At 72.4% G+C, this 4,119-nt stretch carries 4 protein-coding genes; 3 read left to right on the top strand and 1 reads right to left on the bottom strand.

Translation table 11 applies throughout. The features are described 5' to 3' along the window. Positions 1-2,067, top strand: a 2,067-nt coding sequence (locus AC13HU_RS33485; RefSeq protein WP_483045750.1) for a serine/threonine-protein kinase, incomplete at its 5' end; no start/stop codon positions are given. Between the two features lie 144 nt (positions 2,068-2,211). On the opposite strand, the gene AC13HU_RS33480 is transcribed toward AC13HU_RS33485, so the two are convergent. Then, on the bottom strand, positions 2,212-2,394 hold the full coding sequence (locus tag AC13HU_RS33480; protein ID WP_483045749.1) for a helix-turn-helix domain-containing protein: 183 nt from the start codon (positions 2,392-2,394) through the stop codon (positions 2,212-2,214). 234 nt (positions 2,395-2,628) lie between these two features. Here AC13HU_RS33480 and AC13HU_RS33475 point away from each other — a divergent pair, with 234 nt between their 5' ends. Both AC13HU_RS33475 and AC13HU_RS33470 read left to right on the top strand, forming a co-directional pair. After that, positions 2,629-3,132, top strand: a complete 504-nt coding sequence (locus AC13HU_RS33475; RefSeq protein ID WP_483045748.1) for a helix-turn-helix transcriptional regulator — start codon at positions 2,629-2,631, stop codon at positions 3,130-3,132. Between the two features lie 104 nt (positions 3,133-3,236). Then, a partial coding sequence (locus AC13HU_RS33470; RefSeq protein WP_483045747.1) for a pseudouridine synthase occupies positions 3,237-4,119 on the top strand: 883 nt, incomplete at its 3' end.

The following is a 4,119-nucleotide window of genomic DNA, read 5'->3' as shown; positions in this document are numbered from 1 at the left end:
CACGGCGACGACTACGAGTCCGACATGCCGGCCCTCGCCGAGGACGAGAGCTTCCTGCGCCACTTCGGGCACGAACTGGACAACCTGGCCCGGCTGCCGACCGGGGTCAGCGCGAAACTGCTGGACGGGGACCGCACCGCGCGCCCGCCCTGGTTCGCCACCGAGTACATCGCCGGGGTCACGCTGGCCGACGCGGTCGAACGGCTCGGCGGGCCGCTGCCGGTCGGCGCGCTGTGGGCGCTGCTGCGGGAGGCCGCGGCCGGGCTGCGGGCCGTGCACGAACTCGACATGGTGCACCGCGACCTCAAACCGTCCAACGTCATGCTGACGCTGGACGGCGTCACCCTGATCGACTTCGGGGTCGCGCGCGCCGCCGATCAGAGCAGGCTGACGAAGACCGGCATGGTCATCGGCACACCCGCGTACATGGCGCCCGAACAGGCCGCCGCCCGGAAGCACCTGACCGGCGCCGCGGACGTCTTCGGTCTCGCCTCGGTGCTGTGGTACGCGGCGACGGGCGTCCCGCCGTTCGGTACGGGCGCGGGCGTGGATGTGCTCTACCGGATCGTGCACGACGTGCCCGATCCGGCGCCGCTGCACGCGGTCGACCCCGAACTGGCCGCGCTCCTGGTGTCGTGCCTCGACAAGGATCCCGACGCCCGCCCCACCGCGGCACAGTTGGCCGGGCGCGCCACCGGGCACGTGACGGCGGCGACCGTACGGCTCGCGGTGTCCGAGCCGCGCGAGTCGGCTGATGCCCCGGCACAAGACCCGGCCGAAGTCCCGGCCGAATCAGGGGACTCGGGGGACTCAGAGAACTCGGAGGGCTCGGGGGACTCGGGGGCGTCACCCGAGGCTGCCGAACCGGCCCGCCACTCGCCCCTGACCGCTGCACCCTGGCCGGACGCCGTCCGGGAGCGGATCTCCGAGCGGGTCGCGTTCGCGGCCACGGCGCCGGGTCCCGAGGTGACCGCCGCACTCGCGGCCGCGGCCGCACCGGGCGGCGGCAACGGCAAGGCCGCCGAGGCGGCCGTCGTGCCGGCCGGGGCAGGGGCGGAGGCGGAGGCGGACCCACCCGATCCGTCGAAGTCCGCGCCGCAGTCCGGTGCGAAGTCCGCGCCGGAACCCGTGGCGGAACCCGCGCCGAAGCCCCCGGCGACGCCGGAGCCGAAGGCCGAGCCGGGCACCGCAGGCGGCCAGGAGAAGCGGCGCGAACGCCGCAAGCGCGTGCTGCTGCTGGTGGTCCCCGTACTCATCGGCACCGGCACGACCCTGGCCATCACCCTTACCCCGGACGACAGTACGGCTCGCGGCGCGGGTGGCCCCGGATCCTCGGCCGTTTCAACACCCACCGCGGGCGCCACCGACGCGGCCGACTCGACCCGGCCGCCATCCTCGACGGCATCGGACCGCCCCACCACCAGCGGGAGTTCGGCGGGCAGGTCCACCGCCCCGCACCCGGGCTCCGCCAAGGGCGGTTCCGGCCATACGGCCACCGGCAAGGGAACGGGCTCGAGTTCGGGCGGGACGGGATCGTCCGGCGGCGGCACAAGCGGCGGAAGCGGCGGAAGCGGTAGCGGTACGGGCGGCGGGTCCGGCAGCGGGAGCAGTGGCGGGTCGAGCGGCGGTTCCGCGTCGGGCGGGGGCGGCACATCCGCGCCGACCGGGCACGGCCGGCTCAGGAACTACTCCAACGCCGAGTGCCTGGGGGACTTCTCCACCGGCGCCAACGACACCCCGGAGACGGCTGCTTGCGGCTCCGCGGCGACGTACGGCGGCACCCTCTCCTACACCTGGACGTACTCCGCCGGGTCCGGAGGCACTTTCCGCCTGGTCAACCAGGCGGGCAACGGCTGTCTCACCGCAGGCGCGTTCGGCAACAACGCGAACATCAGCGCGTGCAGCGACTCGTCCTTGCAGAAGTGGAAGGTCGCCGCGAAGACCTCCCACGGCAGCGAATTCACGAACGTGGCGAGCGGGCTGTGCCTCACCGTGACCGCGGGCCACGAAGTGTCCACCGCCTCGTGCAGCGTCTCCCAGACCGCCCAGATCTGGTCCACTGTCTGAACTACCGTCCGCTTCGGCAGGTTTGGCCGGGCGGCTGGCGCACCGCGCCCACGCAGTCCGCACCGGACATCGCCTTCGTCCGACGCGGAAGTCGTCAACTACTGTGCCAAAAAGGCGGAGTGACTTTTCGTCAGCGTCCGGTGGTCAGCGGTCGTCGTGGGTGATGGCGGCGACCGGGACGTCGAGGGCGAGGGCGCAGCGCCGGATCGTGCCGTCGCTCGCCCCGGCCAAGCCCCGTTCCAGGCGGGAGAGATGGCCCCGGTCCAGGCCCGTCACCACCTGCATCTCGCGAAGGCTCATCTTCCGAGCAATGCGAAGTGCCCTCATTGCCGCCCCGTTCGGTCTCACGTCTCGAAAGTATCCGCCAGCTACCCCGCTCGCAAGTCCATCAGATCCTTAATGTGAGCTTTCTAAGCTTGCCAGCCCCATCTGATCACATTCTCCCGAGCCTCATCACCGCCATATCAGGCAACCAATGGACGAGTTCCGGCCGTATCGGCCGCAGGTCAAAGGCTCGGAAGATGGCTGCGTGGTTGCGTGCAGTCCGGCATGATGTGGGCCATGGACGGAGATTGGTTGCGGCTGGGCGGCGTCATCCGGGCAGCCCGCAAACGCAAAGGACTCAGCCAGGTGCGTCTCGGCGACTCGATCGGCGTGAAGCGGACCGTGATCCAGACGATCGAGCGCGGGCACGAGTTCCAGAGCGTCACGGCGACCCTGCGGGACATCGAACGCATTCTGGAGTGGGGACAGGGCTCGATCGAGCACATCCTCGACGGCGGCGACCCGCTGCCGCCGGACTCCCCCGGCAACCGCTACTACACCAGGCACGCGCGACCGGACGCCGGCGGTGAGCTGCCGGTGCGGATCTCCCGGGCGCTCGCCGAGGGCGTCACTCTGGACACCGCGATCGTGCCGCTGTCGCCCAACACCGAGATGGTCGTGGTGGTCAAGGGCAAGCCGGACGCCACGCACGACCAGATCGAGGCGGCCCTTTCGGCGTGGGAGAAGAAGGGCGGCCACCTGGAACGGCTGCGGGAGATCGCGGAGGGCCGGGAGGACTGACCCGGCCACCGGTCCGGCCGCGGCCCGGCCCCGGTTCGGCAACGTCGTAGCCTGGCGGTGTACGACCTGGAAAAGACCAGGTCGGAAAGGCTGGGAGAGACGCCATGGCGCGCAGACCGGGGCGCGGGGCGCCCGCCGCGCCGTTGGGGCAACGCGAGGGCGTCGACCCGGTGCGGGTACGGCTGCCCGAACCCGGCGAGCGGGACGACGCGGCCGGACCCGCGGCCTGGACGACGGTCGGCGGCTACCTGCTGGAGCGGTACGGAACCGCGGTCGGCCGGGAGCGGATCGAGGCGATGCTCGCCGCGGGGCGGTTCGTCACCGTGGACGGGCCGGTGGGGTCGCTGACTCCGTACGAGCCGGGCGCGTGGGTGTGGTTCCACCGCGACTTCCCGCCGGAGGCGGCCGTGCCGTTCCCGGTGGAGGTGCTCCACCGGGACGAGCGGATCGTGGTGGCGGACAAGCCGCACTTCCTCGCCACCACCCCGCGCGGCCGCCATGTCACCGAGACCGCGCTGGCCCGGCTCCGGCGCGACCTGGACCTGCCGCTGCTGTCCCCCGCGCACCGGCTGGACCGGCTGACCGCGGGAGTGGTGCTGTTCGTCGTACGCCCCGAGGACCGCGGGGCGTACCAGACGCTCTTCCGGGACCGGCGGGTACGCAAGGAGTACGAGGCGGTCGCGGCGTACGACCCGACGGTCGCGCTGCCGGCGACGGTGCGCAGCCGGATCGTGAAGGAGCGCGGGCAGATGGCGGCGCGGGAGGTGCCGGGGCCGTACAACGCGGAGAGCGTGGTCGAGTTGACGGCGCGGCGCGGCGGACTCGGCCACTACCGGCTGCGGCCGCTGACGGGCCGCACTCACCAGTTGCGGGTGCACATGCACGCGTTGGGGCTGCCGCTGCTGAACGACCCTATCTACCCGGTGGTGGTGGCGGAGGCGGAAGTGGAGTCGGAAGTGGCGTCGGGGGCGGAGTCGGGGGCGGAGT

The organism is Streptomyces sp. NH27, assembly GCF_056859195.1.
The sequence above is the reverse complement of the archived record's forward strand: the minus strand, read 5'-3'. Positions and strand labels throughout refer to the sequence as shown.

Bases quoted from the DNA above. Each gene is read 5' to 3' on its own strand.
- AC13HU_RS33480 (WP_483045749.1), bottom strand. From the start codon at position 2,394: ATGAGGGCACTTCGCATTGCTCGGAAGATGAGCCTTCGCGAGATGCAG.
- AC13HU_RS33475 (WP_483045748.1), top strand. From the start codon at position 2,629: ATGGACGGAGATTGGTTGCGGCTGGGCGGCGTCATCCGGGCAGCCCGC.